The organism is Deltaproteobacteria bacterium (assembly GCA_020848745.1).
Lineage (GTDB): Bacteria > Desulfobacterota > Binatia > UTPRO1 > UTPRO1 > UTPRO1.
The window spans coordinates 24,476-42,474 of sequence record JADLHM010000058.1; the positions used below are offsets into that span (position 1 = coordinate 24,476).

Genomic DNA, 17,999 nt, shown 5'->3' on the forward strand with positions numbered 1-17,999 from the left:
CATCGCCTGCTTGCATGCCTCCGGCGGCAACCGCAGAGTCGGCCGCGTGTCCGCGTTCGTGACCCGGTTCGCGCCGAGCCCCAATGGCTTCCTGCACCTCGGACACGCGTTCTCCGCCCTGACGGCGTGGGACGCGGCGCGGGCAGCGGACGGCCGCTTTCTGCTGCGCATCGAGGACATCGACGGCAGGCGCTCGCGGCCCGCGCTCGAAGCGGCGATCTTCGAGGATCTCGCGTGGCTCGGGATCGCGTGGGAGACGCCGGTCCGCCGGCAGTCGGAGCACCTCCGCGAATACGCGGCGGCGCTCGTGCGGCTCGACGATGCCGGGCTTCTCTACCCCTGCTTCTGCACGCGGCGCGAGATCGAGGAGGCGTTGACGGCGCCGCACGGACCCGCGGGCGCCGCCTACCCCGGCACGTGTCGGCGGCTCGATCGGGCGGCGCGCGCCGCGCTGGTGGCGTCGGGCCGCCCCTTCGCCCGCCGCCTCGACCTCGGGGCGGCGCTCGTGCGCTCCGGCCCGCTCGCATTCGAGGAATCGGGAACACGCGTCGCCGTGGATCCCGCGCGTCTCCACGCCGAGATCGGCGACGTCGTGCTGGCGCGGAAGGACGTGCCGGCGAGCTACCACCTCGCGGTCATCCACGACGACGCGCTCCAGGGCGTGACCGTCGTGATCCGCGGGGAGGACCTCGCCTTCGCGACGCCGCTCCACCGCGTGCTGCACGCCCTCCTCGCCCTGCCGACGCCCGCCTACCGCCACCATCGTCTGGTGACCGACGCGGCGGGTAAGCGCTTCGCGAAACGCGACGGCGCGGCCACGCTGCGCGCGCTCCGCGCCGCGGGCGTCACCCCGGCCGAAGTGCGGGCCCGCGTGGGACTCGCGTGAGCAAGCGGCGCCGCGTCTCGGAGACGCCCGCGACGGCCCGCCTCCGCCCGTCGGCGACATGCGCGGAGGCGCGCGCAGACCGGGCGGCGCCCTGGCGGGACGTCAGAACGGATAGTCGCAGCGCCAGTCGGCGTAGGGGCCGAGCGCGAGCGCCGTCCCCGCGAGCCCGGCCTCGACTCCGAAGCAGCGCTCGACGGCCTCGCCGTCCGGCGGCGCGATCCGCGCGCGCACGAGGAAGCGGCTGGTCGCGCCGTCGAGGATCTCGTGCGGCCAGTTGCGATCCACGTCGGCGAGCGTGATCGCGGCCCGTGCGTACGCCGGGTCGCGGGCGCGAATCGCGGCGGCGATCACGTCCTCGGCGGGCTGGCCGTGCCAGCCGATGCCGAGACCGCCGAGCGCGACGCCGAGGAGCGCGAGCCCGAGCTGGCGGACGCGCCGTCCGGCCGCCCTCACCCGCGCCGCACCGAACGGCGCGCCAGCGCGTCGCCGACGGCCGCGCCTTTCGCCGCGGCCGCGCCGCGCACCTCGAGCAGGAGCTCGATCGCCGTCCGACGCCTCATCGCGATGGCATCGGGTAGCACCCGCGCCGCCGCTGCGCTACACGAGGCGCCATGCCCGCTCCGCCGCCGACGCCGCGGCCGACGCCGGAGCACCCGGCCGTGCTGATCGCACTCTGGCTTGCGACGCTCGCGCTCTCGTGGACGCTCGTCGCGCGTCGTGTCGGCAGTTCGCTGGTCGGAATCGATCCGGCCGGCCTCTCCTGGGGCGGCGTCGGAGTGACCGCGGCGGTAGCCGTGGCGACCGCCGTCCTCACCTACCGCGCGCTCCGCCGCCGCCTCGTCGCGCGCCGCCTGCGCCGACTCCCGGAGAACGAGCGGGCCGCGGCGCTCGAGCGTCGGCAGGTGCTCGCGAGCGGCGTCGCCGGCACCGCGGCGGTCGTGGGCGCGGTCGCGGCCGGCGGGCTCGGCGTCGCGCGCGCGTACGTCCGCTGGCACGGGCCGGTGAACGAGATCTTCCGCGCCCAGGTCGAGAAGACCGCCCCGCGTGTGCTGCCCGCCTGGCGCGGCGCGCGCATCCGCGCGTACCGCAAGCTCGGCCGTACGGGCGCGGTCGTTTCCGACGTGGCCCTCGGGACCGGCGCGATCCGCGGCGAGAACGGCGAGGCGATCGCGCGGGACGCGATCGAGCGCGGCGTCACCTATTTCGACACCGCCCCCGACTACTCGGGTGCCGGCTCGGAGGAGGCCATGGGGCGGGCGATGCGCGGCCACCGCGACCGCATGTTCGTCGCGACCAAGTTCTGCACGCCGCGCGGACACCTGCCGGCCGGGAGCCCGGTCGCGGCGTACATGGAAGCGATCGAAGGCAGCCTCCGCCGCCTGCAGACCGACCACGTCGACCTCGTGCACGTCCACGCCTGCGACGAGATCGACCGCCTCCTCGACCCGAACGCGCACGAGGCGTTCGACCGCCTGAAGGCGCAGGGCAAAGTGCGCTTCCTCGGCGTCTCCACGCACACTCCCGACCTCGAGCGGGTCGCGCGCGCTGCCATGGATTCGCGGCGCTTCGACGTCATGATGCTCGCCTACCATCACGGCATCTGGGGCAACCTCGACGCGATCATCCACGAGGCCGCCGCGCAGGGCATCGGGATCGTTGCGATGAAGACGCTGAAGGGCGCGCGCCACCAGAATCTGACCTCCTTTCGCGACGACGCGACCTCCTACGCGCAGGCGGCGTTCCGCTGGGTGCTCTCCAATCCCGACGTCGGCTGCCTGGTGGTCTCGTTCGCGAGGCCCGAGCATGTCGACGAGTACCTGTATGCGTCCGGCGGCGCGCTCGACGCCCACGACCTCGCGGTCCTCGAGCGCTACGACCAGCGGATCGCCGGCACGTACTGCCATCCCCACTGCGGCGTCTGCCTCGACGCCTGCCCGGAACGGCTCGCGATCAACGACGTGCTGCGCCACCGCATGTACTTCGAGGACTACGGCCGGGAGAAGGAAGGCTTGCGCCTCTACGCGGCCCTCGACCGCAAGGCCGACCGCTGCCTCGCCTGCCCCGCGCCCTGCGAGCCGACGTGCCCGGTCGGCATCCCGATCCGCGCCCGCATGCTCGGCGCCGACCGCCTGCTGCGCCTCGTCTAGTCCCCGGCTGCGGCGCGCGGGGGTCAGACCAGGCCGCGCTTGGCGGCCGACGAGATGGCCACCACCGCCGGGTGCTTGAGACGTCGCTCCGCCGAGATCGCGTAGAAGCGCTCGCGAACGTCGGGAAGACGCGCGATCACCCGCATCCCGTACTGACGCGCGACCGCGCGCTCCACGACGCTCGGGACGGGCACGATGCCGACGCCCTCGCGGCCGAACGCCTGCATGAGCGCCGAGTCCTCGAACTCGCCCACGACGCGCGGCCGCAGGTCGTGGCCCTCGAGCCACTGGTCGAGCCCGCGGCGGAGCGCCGACCCGGGCGCCGGCAGCAAGAGCGGCGCGCCGCCGAGCGAGCGCGGGAAGCCGCGTCGATGCTTCGCGGCGAGCGCCGGAGCCGCGACCAGCGCGACGTCGCACTCGCCGAGCAGGTGGGTGAACACCTTGAGTGCGACGCCGGGGTCGGCGGGCACGTCGGAGAGCACGACGTCGAGCCGATGGAGCGCGAGCTCGGCGAGCAGCGTGGCCGGCTTGCCCTCGCTGCACACGAGTCGGACGGGCACGTCGAGCTCGAGAGCGGGTGCGAGCAGCCGGTGCGCGACGAGCTTCGGGAGCACGTCGGCGACGCCGACGTTGAGGCGGAGAGGCCGGCCGGTGGGCCGGTCCTTCACCGTGTCCACCATCTCGCGCCCGAGCGCGAAGATCTCGTCGGCATAACGGAAGACGGTCTGCCCCGTGTCGGTCGGCACGAGGCGCCGGCCCTGGCGGCGGAAGAGCTTCTCGTCGAGCGCGCGCTCGAGCGCGCGGATCTGCGCGCTCACCGTCGACTGCGAGAGCCGGAGCTCTTCGCTCGCCTCGGTCACGCCCCCCGTCTTCACCGTCAGCCAGAAGTACAGCAGGTGGTGGTAATTCAGCCATTCCATGGGGTGCATTTACCTCGTTTATCTCGAAGAATCACAACTGAATTATCTATTTGCTCACTGCGTTGTCCCCCCGTAAACCCGACCGGGAAAGGAGACCCAGCATGACCCGCTGGAACAACCATCTGAAGACGATCGTCCTCCTGGGCGCCCTCTCGGCCCTGCTGGTCGGGATCGGGAACGTGGTCGCTCCGGGACACCTCGGCATCTTCGCCGTGATGGCGCTCGCGATGAACCTCGGCGCCTACTACTTCTCCGACCGACTCGTGCTGCGCATGCACGGAGCCCGCGAGGTCGACCCCTCCCAGGCCCCGAGGCTCTACGGTACGGTGCGGGAGCTCGCGGCGCGCGCCGCGCTTCCGATGCCGCGCGTCTACCTGATCGAGGACCCGCAGCCGAACGCGTTCGCGACCGGCCGCGATCCGGCGCACGGCGTCGTCGCGGTGACGACCGGCATCCTCGACGTCCTGTCGCCGCGCGAGCTCCGCGGTGTGCTCGCGCACGAGCTCGCGCACATCAAGAACCGCGACATCCTGGTCTCGACCATCGCCGCCTGCGTCACCGGCGCGATCACCTACGCGGCGCACGCGGCCGGCTTCCTCGGCATGGGGAGTCCCGAGGACGGCGACGGCGAGCACGCGTCGCCCTGGGCGGGGGTCCTGATGGCGCTCGTGGCGCCGCTCGCCGCGACCATGATCCAGCTCGGTATCTCGCGCTCGCGCGAGTATCTCGCCGACGAGACCGGGGCGGCGATCTCCGGCGATCCGCTCGCGCTCGCGAACGCTCTCGCCCGCCTCGAGCAGGCCGCGACCGCGGTGCCGTCCATGGCGGCGCAGCCGGCGACGGCGAGCCTCTTCATCGTGCACCCGTTCGCCGGCGGCGCGCGGGCGGCCCGGCTCTTCTCGACCCACCCGCCGACGGCCGATCGCATCGCGCGTCTCGAGGCGATCGCCGGCCGCGGCCTCGCACGCGGCTGACAGAACGGCCATGGACGTCGCCACGATCGGCACGCCGGCGCTCTGGATCGGCTTCACGACCCTGGTGCTGGCGCTGCTGGCGCTCGACCTCGGCGTCTTCCATCGCGATGCCCATCCGGTCGGGTTCCGTGAGGCCCTCCTCTGGACCGCCGTGTGGATCGGGCTCGCGGCGGCGTTCAACGTCTGGCTCGCCGCGAGCTTCGGCGCCGAGCGCGGTCTCGAGTTCCTGACGGGCTACCTGATCGAAAAGGCGCTCGCCGTCGACAACATCTTCGTCTTTCTGCTGATCTTCTCCGCGTTCGCCGTCCCCGCCGCGTACGTCCATCGCGTGCTGTTCTGGGGCATCCTCGGCGCGCTCGTCATGCGCGCCCTCTTCATCGTCGTCGGAGCGGCGCTCCTCGAGCGGTTCCACTGGGTGATGTACCTCTTCGGCGCCTTCCTGGTGATCACCGGCGCGAAGCTCCTCTTCCAACGCGAGTCCGAGCTGCATCCGGAGCGCAACCCGATCTACCGGCTGTTCGCGCGCTGGATTCCGTCGGTGGCCTCGTACCAGGGGCCCGCATTCGTGGTGCGGCACGCCGGGAGGCTCGTTGCGACGCCCCTCCTCCTCGTGCTCCTCTGCGTCGAGACGAGCGACCTCGTCTTCGCCGTCGACTCGATCCCGGCGATCTTCGCCGTCACCAAGGATCCGTTCATCGTCTACACCTCCAACGTCTTCGCCATCCTCGGGCTGCGCTCGATGTTTTTCCTGCTCGCCGGGGTGATGGATCGCTTCCACTACTTGAAGGTCGGACTCGCGCTCGTGCTCGCCTTCGTCGGCACGAAGATGCTGCTGGCCAACCTCTACGCGATCCCGATCGGCTGGTCGCTCGCGACGATCTTCGCGATCCTCGCGACGGCAATCGCGGCGTCATGGTGGCGGAGCCGGCTGCGCGCGCTCACGAGTCGGTGCTGACGCCTCCGCGTGTCGACGTGGTGCGGGAGCGCGCTTACGAGTCCGACGAGTCCCTTGGACGTCGGAGGCAGCGCTCCGCTCCCGGCAGCGACCGTGCGGCCAGCTTTACAAGGCGGGCCCGGGTGCATAGATCGCGGGCCGACGCCATGGAGTTCTACGAGCGGATCTCCGTCCAGGACCGGTCCTTCCTCCACTTCGAGGACGCGACCACCCATATGCACCTCGGCGGCCTCCTCGTCTTCGAGGCGGGCCCGCTCACGACTCCCGAGGGCGGTATCGACATCGCGCGCATCCGCTCGCACATCGCGGGCCGCCTGCACCTCGTGCCGCGCTATCGGCAGCGGCTCGGCTGGATCCCGGTCTTCAACCAGGCGGTGTGGGTCGACGACGACCATTTCCACCTCGGCTACCACGTGCGCCACGCGGCCTTGCCGCGCCCGGGGGACGACGCGCAGCTGAAGGCGCTGACGGCGCGGATCATGTCGCAGCAGCTCGATCGCGGAAAGCCGCTCTGGGAGCTCTGGGTGATCGAGGGCCTGGCCCAGGGGCGCTTCGCCCTCCTCATGAAGACCCATCACGCGATCGCCGACGGCATCTCGGCGTTCGATCTCTTCCAAGCGCTCGTGAGCCCGACGCCGGACGAGGCGATCGCCGAGCCCGAGCCGTGGACGCCGCGGCTCGCGCCGAGCGGCGTCCGCCTCCTCGTCGACGGCCTGGCGCACCAGGCGGCGACCCCGATCACGATGGCAAAACGCCTCTTCGCGATCGCCAGCGATCCGGCCGGCGTCGGCGCCTCGACGCGCGCCGGCATGCGGGCCCTTCTCGATCTCGCCGGCGCCGTGAGCCCGCTGCCGTCGACGCCACTCAATCGTCCGATCAGCGCGCACCGGCGCTTCGACTGGCTGACGCTCGACCTCGACGCCGTGAAGGCCGTGAAGACGAAGCTCGGCGGCACGATCAACGACGTCGCCCTCGCGAGCGTGAGCGGCGGCCTGCACCACTTCCTGAAAGGGCGCGGCACCGACGTACGGACGCTCGTCATGCGCATCGTCGTCCCGGTGAGCGTCCGCACCGAAGACGAGCGCGGCCAGGCGAGCAACCGCGCATCCGGCTGGCTGATCGATCTGCCGATCCACGAGACCGATCCCCGCCGACGCCTGGCGCACGTCTCGGCGGAGACGCGCAAGCGCAAGGAGGCGCGTCAGGAGCTCGGACCCGAGGTGCTCGGGCGCGCGGCCGAGTATGCCATTCCCGGCATCGTCGGGCTCGGCGTCCGCCTGCTCTCGCGCCTCCACCCCTACAACCTGATCGTCACCAACGTCCCCGGGCCGCAGTTCCCGCTCTACCTGCTCGGAGCCCGTCTCCTCACGGGCTTCCCGCAGGTGCCGCTCTTCGAGAACCAAGGGCTCGGCATCGCGCTCTTCAGCTACTGCGGCTCGCTCGGCTTCGGCTTCAATGCCGATCGCGACGTCGTGCCGGACATCGACGACTTCGCGGCGGCGGTGGCGCGGAGCTTCGCCGAGCTGGCGCGCGCCGCGCGCGCGCGCTGACGGCCGTCGTCAGGCGGCGCGCGGATCGCCGGCCGCCGCGCGGCCGCCCTCGAGCCACGCCTTGAGGCGGGCCCCGAGCCGCGTCGCGGCGATCTCCTCGTAGAGCGCCTGGTTCTCGGAACTCAGCTGATCGCGCCAGGAGCCGCGACGCGCGCTCCGGAAGAAGTCGCGATTGCTCCGCCACTCGGCGAAATGGGCGCCCGGCGCGATCTCGTCGGCGCGCTCGCGCATCGCGCTGAAGCTCGCGGCCGCGAGCAGCGACGGCCAGACCCGCTCGTCCACCGGAACGCCGAGGAACGCCGCCAAACGCCGCAGCTCGGCGTCGAGATTCGTGGAGAGATCGGCGTAGTGCAGGAAGAGCAGGTTGGGGACGTGCCGGAAGCGCCAGTAGCCCGCCGTCTGACTCAGCACCGAGCCCATCGGGAAGCCGTCCTCCAGCCCGTCGGCGTACGGCGTCGTGAGCCAGAGCGCGAAAAGCCGGCTCGGCTCGTCGGGGAACTCGAAGTCCTCGGGCAGGCCGGCGCGCCGCCGCGCGTCCTTCTGCGTCTCCTCCGAGCCGTTCGCGATCTGGTCGCACATCGAGAAGAACGCGTCGCGAGGATCGCGGCCGCAGAACACGTACGCAACCGTCGGATCGTACGGCAGGCCGTCGATGGGCGTGTGGGTCTTGACGATGCGGCGATGGGGCTGCGCCTCGTACGACGCGAGTATCTCCTCGACAGGCTCGCGATTGCGCTCGAGCCACCGCGACAACCGGTTCAGCGGCTGTGGGAAGGTCGGCGACTGGTGCACGAGGAGCGCACAGAGCATCTGCGTCCAGGTGGTGCCGCTCTTGACCGGCGTGCAGACGACGATGTCGCCGGGTCGCAAGCGGAAGCGGTCCCACCGCGTGCTGTCGAAGATGGGGGTGACGTACGTCCGCGTCCGGACCGGAAGCTCCATCGCGCGGAATCCTAGCCAACCTCCGGGCCGTGCGGCAATCGTCGTCACCGCCGCTTCCGCAACGACACGGGTCGCGACGCGCTCGACGGACGCGGCGTCGCGGTCTAGAAGCGTCGTTTCCCCATGATCCGTCTCGAGTCCGTCTCCAAGCAACACGCCGGTCGCATCCTCTTCCTCGACGCGTCGATGGCCGTCTTCCGCGGTGAGAAGATCGGCCTCGTCGGTCCGAACGGCGCCGGCAAGTCGACGATCTTCCGCCTGATCGTCGGCGAGGAAGAGCCGGACTCCGGCGGTGTTCTCGTCGAGAAGCGCGCTTCAATCGGCTACTTCTCGCAGTCCGTCGGCGAGATGCAGGGGCGGAGCGTGCTCGAGGAAACGATCGCGGGCGCGGGCGAGGTGGCGGCCGTCGCGCACGAGCTGCACGAGCTCGAGCTCGCGATGGCCGACCCGGCACGTCACGGCGAGCCCGGCGAGCTCGACAGGCTCGTGGCCCGCTTCGGCGACGTGCAGCATCGCTTCGACGAGCTCGACGGCTACGGTCTGGAATCTCGGGCGCGTGCGATCCTCGCGGGCCTCGGCTTCGCGCCCGCGGTGATCGAGCGCGACGTCGGCGAGCTGTCGGGCGGCTGGAAGATGCGGACCGCCCTCGCCCGCATCCTCCTGATGCAACCGGACGCGCTCCTCCTCGACGAGCCGACGAACCACCTCGACATCGAGTCCATCCTCTGGCTCGAGGGCTTTCTCCGCGACTTCGAAGGCGCGCTCGTCATGACGTCCCACGATCGCGCGTTCATGAACCGGCTGGTCACCCGCATCGTCGAGATCGACGGCGGCGAGCTCGCCTCCTACAGCGGCGACTTCGACTTCTACGAGCGCCAGGGCGTAGTGAACGCCCAACAGGCCGAGGCCCAGTATGCTCGCCAGCAAGCGATGCTCGCCAAGGAGGAGGCATTCATCGCCCGCTTCAAGGCGCGCGCGAGCCACGCGGCACAGGTGCAGTCGCGCGTGAAGAAGCTCGAGAAGATCGAGAAGGTCGAACCGCCGCGGCGTCGCCGGGTCGTGACGTTCGACTTCCCGAAGCCGCCCCGCTCCGGCGACGACGTCTGCAAGCTCCTGCGCGTCGACAAGGCCTTCGGAGAGCGCCGCGTCCACCACCACCTCGACTTCACCATCCGCCGCCGCGAGCGCTGGTGCGTCATGGGCGTGAACGGCGCCGGCAAGAGCACGCTCTTGAAGCTGATCGCCGGCGAGACGGCGCCGGACGCCGGGACGGTGGCGATCGGCGGCAGCGTGCGGCTCGGGTACTTCGCGCAGCACGCCATGGAACTGCTCGACCCGACGCGCACCGTCATCGGGACGCTCGAGGCGGCGCACCCGCGCGCCTCGTTCGGCTCGCTCCGCATGCTCGCGGGCGCGTTCGACTTCTCCGGTGACGACGTCGAGAAGAGCGTCCGCGTGCTGTCCGGCGGCGAACGCGCCCGCCTCGTCCTCGCGGCGATGCTCTTCGACCCCCCGAACTTCCTCGTGCTCGACGAGCCGACGAACCACCTCGACCTCGCGACCAAGGACATGCTGGTCGGGGCGCTCGGCGACTTCGACGGTACGATGATCTTCGTCTCGCACGACCGCTCCGTGCTGCGCGGGCTCTCGAACCGGGTGCTCGAGCTCGGCGGACCGGACGGCCCCGTGCAGTACGGCGGCGGATACGCCGAGTACGTCGAGGCGACGGGCTACGAGGCGCCGGGCGTCCGCGTCTAGGAGTCGGCGCAGAGGCTCTGCGCCGGCGATCACTGCGCGAAGCGCGTTCCCGGCGCCGGCGGATCCTGCGGCGGCCCCGCGAAGCACTGCGCGATCGCCAGCCAGTCCACGGCGATCGGCCCGGTCACGCGGAGTCCCGTGTCGGCGACGTTCCGCGTCTGCGTCACGACGCGGCAGAAGTCGACCGCGCTCCCGGTGACACGATTCCCGCTCTCCCCCTCGTTCCAGGTCCAGACGGCGCCCGAGGGCGCCGTGAGCCGCACCTCCGGCGCCGGCGCCGGCACGGGACGCCCGCGGTTCACGTAGGCCCACCCGAAGGTGCGGACACCGAGGTCGGCGACGTTCTTGATGCGGTCGGTGTGCGCGCACTCCCGACCGAGGAGGTCGTAGACCTCCTGGCCGTGCGCCCAGGTCTCCATGAGGCGGGCGCTGATGCTCGAGCGGACGCTCATGTCCGGCCCGGCCCAGGCGACGCGCTTTTTCGGGTCGGCGGCGAGGAAGCGCGCGGTCATCCCCAGGTAGAACTCGCGCCACTGTTCCACGCGGGCGCGTCCGGTCCTGTCGTCGAGCAGGTCCGTCTCGACCTCGCGGATCCCGCGGCCCCTGCCCATCTCGGCGAGCGCGTTCCCCACGAAGTCGGCGAACCCGGCGGGATCGTTCAGGGAGAGATCGGCGGCCCAGTTCCAGAAGTGCAGGTGGCTCACGACGTCGTGAATCGTCCAGCCCTTGAACTGGGTCCGCCGCCCGAAGTCGGCGTCTGGAAGCGCGGCGAGCACGCCGTAGAGCGCCTCGCTCTCGTCTCGAAAATCGAGCGGTTGCTGGAACATCGGCGTCTCCTTACGCGGGGACCGTCACTCGGCGAGACAGGTCGTGAGCCGCTCGTAGGCCGTGAGAAAGTCCTCTTTGAACTCCTGCATCACGGCGCGCACCGACTTCCGCTGGTTCATGAGCCCGACGCCCTGTCCGACCCAGTACGTCGCGAGCTGTTGCGCCCCCGCGTGCCCGCCCTCGGCGAGCTTGTCGACCTTACGGAGCGCCGGCTCGCTCACGAACGACTGGAGCGGCATCGGCAGCGGCGTCGGCGCCTCCGGGCTCTCCCAGGCGTCGGTCCACGGTGACCGTAGCTGGCGTGAGTGCTTGCCCGTCCGCGCCCGCGAGCGGACCGTGTCGCGCGAGGACGCAGCGATCATCTTGTCCTTCACGACAGGATTGGTCTCGGCCTCGTTGGTGGTGAGCCAGACCGAGCCCGTCCACGCGCCCGCCGCGCCCATCGCCATACACGCCGCCATCTGCCGTCCGGTGACGATGCCTCCGGCGGCGAGGATCGGCGCATTGCGGTAGGGTTGGATCGCCTCCCACACCTCGGGCACGAGCACCAGGGTCGAAACGTCGCCGCAGTGGCCGCCCGCCTCGCCGCCCGCGACGACCAGGATGTCGACGCCCGCCTGCACCTGGCGGATCGCGTGCTGCTTGCTCCCGACGAGCGCCGCGACCGGCACGCCGTGCCTCGATCCCAGATCGAGCATGAGCTGCGGCGGGACGCCGAGCGCGTTTGCGATCAACTTGATCGGATGCCGGAAGGCGACCTCGAGTGAGGCTGCCGCGCCCGCCTCTTGGAGGTTCTTTCCGAGACTCAAGTGGCTGCGCCGAGCGTCGTCCAGGTCGTCGGTCTCGATGCCGTAGCGCGCCAGGATGCCCGCCGCATATGCCTTGTGCTCCTCGGGAACGAGTCCGAGGAGGTCGCTCGTCGAGAGCGATTGCCCCTTCCCCGCGATCTTGTTCGGCACGATCAGATCGACGCCGTACGGCTTGCCCCCGACGTGATCGTCGATCCAGCGCAGCTCCTCCTCGAGGCGGTCGGGCGGCAGGCTCACGGCGCCGAAGACCCCCATGCCGCCGGCGCGCGACACCTCGGTCACGACGTCGCGGCAGTGGCTGAACGCGAGCAACGGGAACTCGATACCGAGCAGGTCGCAGATCGGTGAGCGCATTTGGGAACCTCCGATGGCGATGAGCGAACGTACGGGTGTCGCATCTTCTCGACGCCAACGCCACCCGCGCGTAGCGGGCCGGCGCCTGGACTCGCTACCCGCGACGGGACCGCGTGCGCAACGGCGCTGGCGGAAGGACGCGATCCGCCCGCGACGCGTCAGGGCCGGCCAAAAATATCCGGACGATATATTGGCACCCATATGAATACCCGCTATGGTGGACGTTCCGTGCCGACGCGCCTCCCGCACTCGCGCGAAACACTCCTCGTGCTCGACCACCTGCGCCGCATCGTCCGCACGCTGCGCGAGTCGTCGCGGGCGGCCGAGGTCCGGTTCGGCGTCACCGGCGCGCAGCTCTTCGTCCTGCGCGCCCTCGCCGGTGCCGCACCGTCGTCCCTGAACGAGGTCGCCGCGCGTACGCACACGCACCAGAGCACGGTGTCGGTCGTGGTCAAACGCCTGGTCGCGCGCGGGCTGGTGCGCCGCGCGACCGCGACGAGCGACGCACGGCGCGTAGAACTCACCCTCACCGCGCGCGGTCGCACCGTCCTCGCCCGGGCGCCGCTTGCCGCCCAGGATCGCCTGATCGCCGGTCTCGAAATGCTGACGTCGGCCGATCGCGACCGGCTCGCGACGACGCTCGGACGGCTCGTCACCGCGATGGGACTCGGCGCCGCCGCGCCCGGAATGTTCTTCGAGGACTGAACGATGAGCCGACACGAGATCGAGGATGCGTCCACCACCGAGGGCCTGCCGGTCGCACCGTCGCTCGGCCCGACGCTCGCGCGCGTCGACCTCGCCTCGCGTGCCACGCTCATCGGGCGGCGGGATCTCGCCGTCGCGGCGATGGCGGTGGCGCTCGCGCTCGTCGTGGGCGGCATCGCGCAGCTCCTCACCCGCATGATCGGTCTCGTCACCAACCTGGCGTACTATGGCCGGCTCGCGACCGACTTCGTCTCGCCGGCCGACCACCAGCTCGGTGCGCTCGCGGTGCTCGTGCCGATCGTCGGGGGGCTCACCGTCGGCGTGATGGCGCGGTTCGGCTCGGCCGCCATCCGTGGGCACGGCATCCCGGAAGCGATGGAGCACGTCCTGACCAACGGGAGCCGGATTCCGGCGCGCATGACCTTGCTCAAGCCGGTGTCGGCGGCGGTCGCGATCGGCACCGGCGGCCCGTTCGGCGCCGAGGGACCGATCATCGCGACCGGCGGTGCGCTCGGGTCCCTCCTCGGCCAGGCGGTCCCGATGTCTCCGGCGGAACGCAAGACGCTCCTGGCCGCGGGCGCCGCCGCCGGGATGGCGGCGACGTTCGGAAGCCCCGTGTCGGCCGTGCTGCTCGCCGTCGAGCTCCTGCTCTTCGAGTACCGTCCGCGCTCACTCGTACCGGTAGCGCTCGCCGCAATCGTCGCGACCACCGTACGTGCCGCCATCGTGGGAACGGCGCCGATGTTCGCGATGCCCGACGTCCCGATCGCGAGCGCCGGGGCGCTCGTCGCATACGTGCTGCTCGGCGCCGTGGTCGGTGCGGCCGCGATCGCCATCACGCGGCTGGTGTACGGCATCGAGGACGCGTTCGCGCGGCTCCCGCTGCACTGGATGTGGTGGCCGGCCCTCGGGAGCGTGGTCGTCGGCCTCGTCGGCCTCGCCGCGCCGAGGACACTTGGCGTCGGTTATGACAACATCGAGCGCATCGTCGCGGGCGATCTCGGCGGTGCGGAGTGTCTCGCGTTCTGCGCATGGAAGCTCCTCTCGTGGTCCATCGCGCTCGGCAGCGGAACGTCGGGCGGCACGCTCGCCCCGCTGTTCACGATCGGCGGTGGACTCGGCGCAGTGCTCGGCGGGCTCGCGGGCACAGCCCTGCCCCAGGCGGGCGTCGACGTGCGGGTCGCCGCGCTCGTCGGCATGGCGGCGATGTTCGCCGGCGCGTCTCGCGCGCCCCTCGCGTCGGTGGTCTTCGCGTTCGAGACGACGCGGCAATTCGGCGGCCTGCTGCCGCTTCTCGGCGGGTGCACGGCGGGATTCCTCGTCTCGTGCGTCGGCATGCCGACGTCGATGATGACCGAAAAGATCGAGCGCCGTGGCGTGCGTGTCGTCGGCGAGTACGTCGCCGACTATCTGAGCCAAGTGACCGTCCGCGACGTGGCCCTCCGCTCGGTGGTGACGCTCCGCGCCGACACCACCGTCGGCGCAGCCCGCCGCTGGCTCGCGTCACGCGTGCCCGGCTCCGACCACCACGGATTCCCCGTCGTGGACGCGGACGACCGCCTCGTCGGCGTCGTGACCCGCCGCGACGTCTTCGAGACGGGCACCGACGACGCTCGCCTCGCCGACCTCGTCGGCTCCGACGTCGCCGTCGTCTACGACGACTGCTCGCTGCGCGACGCCGCCGACCGCATGGCCACCCGCCGCATCGGACGCTTGCCGGTGGTGCATCGCGCGCGACCCGACACCGTGATCGGCATCGTCACGCGCAGCGACCTCGTCGACGCCCACGCCCGCCGCCTCGCAAGCTGACACCGCAGCCGGCCGGGGCGAGGGGGCGACTACCAGGAAACCTCTGCTCAGATGGGTTCCCTAGCGGTACTGCTCGAGCAGGTAGTGGCGGATCGGGTTGTCGGTGGCGGCGATCGCGGCCGCCATGGCCGCCCTGTCGACCGGCACGCGCCGGAGCTGGACCGCGACGGCGCCGTTGGCCGCTTCGATCATCGCGTATTCGGCGTGGCAGAGGAGCGTGGGGGGGCAGCCGTCGGGGTGCTCCTGGAACGGCAGCCCGACGCTGCCGGGATTCACGATCAAGACGCCGCGATGCTGGCGCGTCATCTGGAGGTGCGTATGGCCGCCCGCCATCACCGTCCCGCGCCGTCCCATCAGCATCTCGTCGACCTCCTCGGGCGGCGTCGTCGCGAGGAGATCCTCCATGTGCGAGCGCAGCGTGCCGTGGAAGAGCACCAGGGTCGCTTGCCCGTCGAGCGGGATCGCGAGGCTCGCCTGGAACGTGCGGAGAAACGCGACCTCGTCGTCGGAGAGCCGGGCACGGCACCACTCGACGCTCTCCACCACGATCGGCGTCTCGGTGTAGCTATGGATGAGGTCGCGCTTCAGCATGAAGTCGTCGTGGTTGCCGAGGATGCGGCGGGTGGTGCGCTCGCGCAGCAGCTGGATCACCGCGTTCGGGGCCGGACCCAGCGTCGCGACGTCGCCGAGACAGATGATCTCGTCGCAGCCCACCCGGTCGGCATCCGCAAGCACGGCACGAAGCGCGACCTCGTTGCCGTGCAGGTCGGAGATGAGCGCGATCCGCATGTCCCATAGATGCCTTGGCGCCCACGTGCCGGTCCAGCACCCGATCTCGGCGGCCCGCACCGGGGCCCCCGTGGGGACGGCCCGACCACGAGCCGCCTTCACGCGGTCCAAGGCATGTCAACGAACCGTCACGAACCGCGCAGCGCGAAATCCCGTGCCTTCGCCGCCGCGTCGGCCCGCGTCGGACGACGGCGCCACGTCCGGCGCCCCGTCCGGGGGTACGCATGTCACGCCCCCGGGCGGCGACCGCCCCCGGTCAGCCGGCGTCCGCCACCGGCACCAGCGCCTTCGCGTCGGCGGTAGTCAGAGCGGCCTCCGCATCTCGCGATGGTAATCCTGCACCGCCTTCACGCCGAGCGGCCCGGGGGCCATCGCCGCGATCGCCTCGGCGGCCGCGATGGCTCCGGCGATGGTCGTGAAGTAGGGGATCTTGCGCTCGAGCGCGGTCCGCCGGATCGAGAACGAATCGCGGAGCTCCTGCGCGTCGGGGCGCGGCGTGTTGATGACGAGCGCGATCGCGCCGGTTTCGAGCGCGTCGACGACGTGCGGACTGCCCTCGGAGACCTTCTTGACGACCTCGGCGGGGATGCCGGCGCGCGTGAGCACTCCGGCGGTGCCGACCGTCGCGACGATGCGGAAGCCGAGCCCGTGGAGGCGGCGCGCGGCGACGATCGCCCCGTCGCGATCCTCCTCGCGGACGCTGACGAACGCCGTCCCGCTCCGCGGCAACACCGTCCCGGCGGCGACCTCGGCCTTGGCGAAGGCAACGCCGAACGAGGGACCGATGCCCATGACCTCGCCCGTCGACTTCATCTCCGGGCCGAGCACGGTGTCGACGCCCGGGAACTTGAGGAACGGGAAGACGGCCTCTTTGACGCTCACGTGCGTGGGAACGACCTCGCGGGTGAAGCCGAGCTCGGCGAGCGTCTTCCCGGCCATGACGCGGGCCGCGACCTTCGCGAGCGGCACTCCGATCGCCTTGCTGACGAACGGCACGGTGCGCGACGCGCGCGGGTTCACCTCGAGGATGTACACGCGCCGACCCTGCACCGCGTACTGGACGTTCATGAGGCCGACGACGCGGAGCTCGCGCGCCATCGCAATCGTCTGCCGGCGGATTTCTCCCTGCACCTCGGCGTCGATCGACGTCGGCGGCAGCGAGCACGCGCTGTCACCCGAGTGCACGCCGGCGCGCTCGATGTGCTCCATGATGCCGCCGATCACGACGTCGCGCCCGTCGCTGACGGCGTCGACGTCGACCTCGATCGCGTCCTCGAGGAAGCGGTCGATGAGGAGCGGCCGGTCCGGTGACGCCGCAAAGGCGCGGCGCACGTAGCGCTCCAGGTCGTGCGGCTCGTAGATGATCTCCATCGCGCGTCCACCGAGCACGTAGGACGGCCGCACGAGCACGGGGTAGCCGATGCGGTTCGCGATCGCGATGGCCTCGGCCTGCGAGCGCGCGATGCCGTTGTCGGGGCGAAGCAGGCCGAGCTTCGTCAGCACCTCGTCGAAGCGCTCCCGGTCCTCGGCGCGGTCGATCGAGTCCGGGCTCGTGCCGATGATCGGCACGCCCGCCTCGGCGAGCGGAACCGCGAGCTTGAGCGGCGTCTGCCCGCCGAACTGGACGATCACGCCGTCCGGCTTCTCGCGGTGGACGATCGCGAGCACGTCCTCCAGCGTGAGCGGCTCGAAGTAGAGGCGATCGGACGTATCGTAATCGGTCGAGACGGTCTCCGGGTTGCAGTTGACCATGATGGTCTCGAAGCCGTCCTCCTTGAGAGCGAAGGCCGCGTGCACGCAGCAGTAGTCGAACTCGATGCCCTGCCCGATCCGGTTCGGGCCGCCGCCGAGGATGACGATCTTCCTGCGCTTCGTGACGTCGCTCTCGTCCTCCGCGTCGAAGCTCGAGTAGAAGTACGGCGTCAGCGCAGCGAACTCGGCGCCGCAGGTGTCGACCTTCTTGTAGACCGCGTGCACCGCGTCCCCCGTGCGCCGAGCGCGGACGTCGCGCTCCGGCGTGCCGGCGAGCGTGGCGATCCGCACGTCCGAGAAGCCCATGGCCTTGGCGGTCTGCATTTCGGCCGCGCCGTCGCCGCGGAGCTCGTCCTCGTACGCGACGATCTCCTGGACGTTCCGGAGGAACCACGGATCGATGCGGCTCTCCTTCGCGATCTCCTCGAGCGAGAGCCCGGCGCGGAACGCGTCGCCGATCGCCCACAGCCGCTCGGCGTTCGGCTCGCGCAGCCGTCGACGCAGCTCCGTCTCGTCCTGAAAGTCGGTCGGCTCGAAGCCGAAACTGCCGGTCTCGAGCGAGCGCATCGCTTTCTGCAGCGACTCCTTGAACGTCCGGCCGATCGCCATCGCCTCGCCGACCGACTTCATCTGGGCACCGAGCACGTCGCGGGTCGCGGGGAACTTCTCGAAGGTGAAGCGTGGGATCTTGGTCACGACGTAGTCGATCGTCGGCTCGAAGCAGGCCGGCGTCTCGCGCGTGATGTCGTTCTTGATCTCGTCGAGCGTGTAGCCGACCGCGAGCTTGGCGGCGATCTTCGCGATCGGGAAGCCGGTGGCCT

General features: G+C 71.2%; 15 protein-coding genes. 8 read left to right on the forward strand and 7 right to left on the reverse strand.

Going from position 1 to position 17,999, the window contains the following annotated elements; translation table 11 throughout:
* The first annotated feature begins 46 nt into the window (after positions 1 to 46).
* On the forward strand, positions 47 to 886 hold the full coding sequence (gluQRS, locus tag IT293_09030) for a tRNA glutamyl-Q(34) synthetase GluQRS (GenBank protein ID MCC6764792.1): 840 nt from the start codon (positions 47 to 49) through the stop codon (positions 884 to 886).
* Between the two features lie 102 nt (positions 887 to 988).
* On the opposite strand, the gene IT293_09035 is transcribed toward gluQRS, so the two are convergent.
* Complete coding sequence (locus IT293_09035; GenBank protein MCC6764793.1) at positions 989 to 1,339, reverse strand: hypothetical protein; 351 nt, start codon at positions 1,337 to 1,339, stop codon at positions 989 to 991.
* A gap of 158 nt (positions 1,340 to 1,497) precedes the next feature.
* Between IT293_09035 and IT293_09040 the strand changes: the two genes are divergently transcribed.
* Positions 1,498 to 3,033: an aldo/keto reductase gene (locus IT293_09040; protein ID MCC6764794.1), complete on the forward strand. Its 1,536-nt coding sequence runs from the start codon at positions 1,498 to 1,500 to the stop codon at positions 3,031 to 3,033.
* Between the two features lie 23 nt (positions 3,034 to 3,056).
* Here IT293_09040 and nhaR read toward each other — a convergent pair whose 3' ends face one another.
* Entirely contained in the window at positions 3,057 to 3,953 is an 897-nt protein-coding gene (nhaR, locus tag IT293_09045; protein MCC6764795.1) for a transcriptional activator NhaR, read from the reverse strand.
* Between the two features lie 101 nt (positions 3,954 to 4,054).
* Between nhaR and IT293_09050 the strand changes: the two genes are divergently transcribed.
* The 3 genes from IT293_09050 to IT293_09060 all read left to right on the forward strand — a co-directional run bounded on the left by IT293_09050 (position 4,055) and on the right by IT293_09060 (position 7,432).
* Positions 4,055 to 4,927 (forward strand): zinc metalloprotease HtpX, encoded by an 873-nt coding sequence (locus IT293_09050; GenBank protein ID MCC6764796.1) that lies wholly within the window; start codon positions 4,055 to 4,057, stop codon positions 4,925 to 4,927.
* A gap of 10 nt (positions 4,928 to 4,937) precedes the next feature.
* Positions 4,938 to 5,882, forward strand: a complete 945-nt coding sequence (locus tag IT293_09055) for a TerC family protein (GenBank protein ID MCC6764797.1) — start codon at positions 4,938 to 4,940, stop codon at positions 5,880 to 5,882.
* 122 nt (positions 5,883 to 6,004) lie between these two features.
* Complete coding sequence (locus tag IT293_09060) at positions 6,005 to 7,432, forward strand: wax ester/triacylglycerol synthase family O-acyltransferase (GenBank protein MCC6764798.1); 1,428 nt, start codon at positions 6,005 to 6,007, stop codon at positions 7,430 to 7,432.
* A 9-nt stretch (positions 7,433 to 7,441) separates the two neighbouring features.
* Here the strand turns inward: IT293_09060 and IT293_09065 are convergent, their stop codons facing one another.
* Positions 7,442 to 8,374, reverse strand: a complete 933-nt coding sequence (locus IT293_09065) for a sulfotransferase domain-containing protein (protein ID MCC6764799.1) — start codon at positions 8,372 to 8,374, stop codon at positions 7,442 to 7,444.
* 123 nt (positions 8,375 to 8,497) lie between these two features.
* On the opposite strand from IT293_09065, the gene IT293_09070 reads away from it, so the two are divergent.
* The gene (locus tag IT293_09070; GenBank protein MCC6764800.1) at positions 8,498 to 10,132 is read left to right on the forward strand and encodes an ABC-F family ATP-binding cassette domain-containing protein; all 1,635 of its coding nucleotides are present in this window, start codon (positions 8,498 to 8,500) and stop codon (positions 10,130 to 10,132) included.
* 29 nt (positions 10,133 to 10,161) lie between these two features.
* Here IT293_09070 and IT293_09075 read toward each other — a convergent pair whose 3' ends face one another.
* Positions 10,162 to 10,959, reverse strand: a complete 798-nt coding sequence (locus IT293_09075; protein MCC6764801.1) for a TIGR03084 family protein — start codon at positions 10,957 to 10,959, stop codon at positions 10,162 to 10,164.
* 24 nt (positions 10,960 to 10,983) lie between these two features.
* Complete coding sequence (locus IT293_09080) at positions 10,984 to 12,123, reverse strand: nitronate monooxygenase (GenBank protein ID MCC6764802.1); 1,140 nt, start codon at positions 12,121 to 12,123, stop codon at positions 10,984 to 10,986.
* Between the two features lie 201 nt (positions 12,124 to 12,324).
* Between IT293_09080 and IT293_09085 the strand changes: the two genes are divergently transcribed.
* Positions 12,325 to 12,828 (forward strand): winged helix-turn-helix transcriptional regulator, encoded by a 504-nt coding sequence (locus IT293_09085; protein MCC6764803.1) that lies wholly within the window; start codon positions 12,325 to 12,327, stop codon positions 12,826 to 12,828.
* Positions 12,829 to 12,831: 3 nt separating this feature from the next.
* A complete protein-coding gene (locus IT293_09090; protein MCC6764804.1) occupies positions 12,832 to 14,637 on the forward strand; it encodes a chloride channel protein in 1,806 nt (601 codons plus the stop codon).
* Between the two features lie 60 nt (positions 14,638 to 14,697).
* Here IT293_09090 and IT293_09095 read toward each other — a convergent pair whose 3' ends face one another.
* Positions 14,698 to 15,426, reverse strand: a complete 729-nt coding sequence (locus IT293_09095; GenBank protein MCC6764805.1) for a metallophosphoesterase family protein — start codon at positions 15,424 to 15,426, stop codon at positions 14,698 to 14,700.
* 303 nt (positions 15,427 to 15,729) lie between these two features.
* Positions 15,730 to 17,999: carbamoyl-phosphate synthase large subunit (gene carB, locus IT293_09100; protein ID MCC6764806.1), on the reverse strand; the 2,270-nt coding region annotated here is incomplete at its 5' end.